Origin of the sequence: Microcoleus sp. F10-B2, assembly GCF_036704965.1 — a bacterium.
In the GTDB taxonomy this organism is placed as follows: domain Bacteria; phylum Cyanobacteriota; class Cyanobacteriia; order Cyanobacteriales; family Microcoleaceae; genus Microcoleus.
The window spans coordinates 1-1,108 of record NZ_JAUBTB010000240.1 but is presented as its reverse complement, the minus strand read 5'-3'; the positions used below and the strand labels follow the sequence as shown (position 1 = coordinate 1,108).

At 45.3% G+C, this 1,108-nt stretch carries 1 protein-coding gene and 2 pseudogenes; all 3 read right to left on the bottom strand.

Features of this window, described 5'->3' with window-relative positions:
* Positions 1-135: pseudogene (locus QUA99_RS32940) on the bottom strand (hypothetical protein); the annotation flags it as partial.
* Entirely contained in the window at positions 134-385 is a 252-nt protein-coding gene (locus QUA99_RS32935; RefSeq protein WP_333411571.1) for an AAA-like domain-containing protein, read from the bottom strand. The pseudogene QUA99_RS32940 and the gene QUA99_RS32935, both read right to left, overlap by 2 nt.
* Positions 288-1,108: pseudogene (locus tag QUA99_RS32930) on the bottom strand (WD40 repeat domain-containing protein); the annotation flags it as partial. The gene QUA99_RS32935 and the pseudogene QUA99_RS32930, both read right to left, overlap by 98 nt.

The window sequence follows — 1,108 nt, the reverse complement described above, 5'->3', positions numbered from 1 at the left end:
TACAGGTTCAGGAATTCCCTTTAACTGTTGCAGACCTAAGTCAATCACATTTAAAGATAAATGGGTTTTAACGACTTTTTCTCTGTTAATGACTTCTCTAATTGTTGCTGCTAGGTCTGCATTTTTTTCCAAGTTAACTAAATGGCGCCGTAAATGATCGTAGTAAGGGCTTTCTTCTGTAGGAGCGACTTTTAGTTAGCAAGCGCTCTAAGGTAATTCTCCCCTTCGCAACTTGGTAGAGAGCAACTCGCACTAAATAAGGATGAGTACCCACCATTTCCATTAAGTCACAAATCTCTTGATTTGACCAATTTAATCGGTGTCGATTCACTAAGTCTGTTACCTGTCTCTGATTTGATTGACTGTTGGCTAAGGTAATCAGCACACATCTGTTTATCCTCTTCTGTTGCTTTCGGGTTGGTTCTGAGATAATCGCCGAGCCAGTTGCAGCCAAATGCCATCAGTTTATCGAAATCCCAAATCCACAGTTTGATGGTGTTGTCACTGCTTGCAGAAGCCAAAGTCAAGCCATCTGGACTAAAGGCGACGCTCCAGACCGAATTGCTGTGCCCAGTGAGGGTAGCGATTGGTTTTTGGGTTTGCAAATGCCACAGTTTGATTATGTTGTCAAAGCTTGCAGAAGCCAATGTCTTGCCATCTGGACTAAAGGCGATGCTATAGACCGAACTGCTATGCCCGGTGAGGGTAGCGATGGGTTTTTGGCTTTGCAGGTTCCACAGTTTGATGGTGTTGTCGTCACTTGCAGAAGCCAATGTCTTGCCATCTGAGCTAAAAGCGATGCTTCTGACAGAATTGCTATGCCCGGTGAGGGTAGCGATGGGTTTTTGGCTTTGCATGTGCCACAGTTTGATGGTGTTGTCAAAGCTTGCAGAAGCCAAAGTCAAGCCATCTGAGCTAAAAGCGATGCTTCTGACAGAATTGCTATGCCCGGTGAGGGTAGCGATGGGTTTTTGGCTTTGCATGTGCCACAGTTTGATGGTGTTGTCAAAGCTTGCAGAAGCCAAAGTCAAGCCATCTGAGCTAAAAGCGATGCTTCTGACAGAATTGCTATGCCCGGTGAGGGTAGCGATGGGTTTTTGGCTTTGCA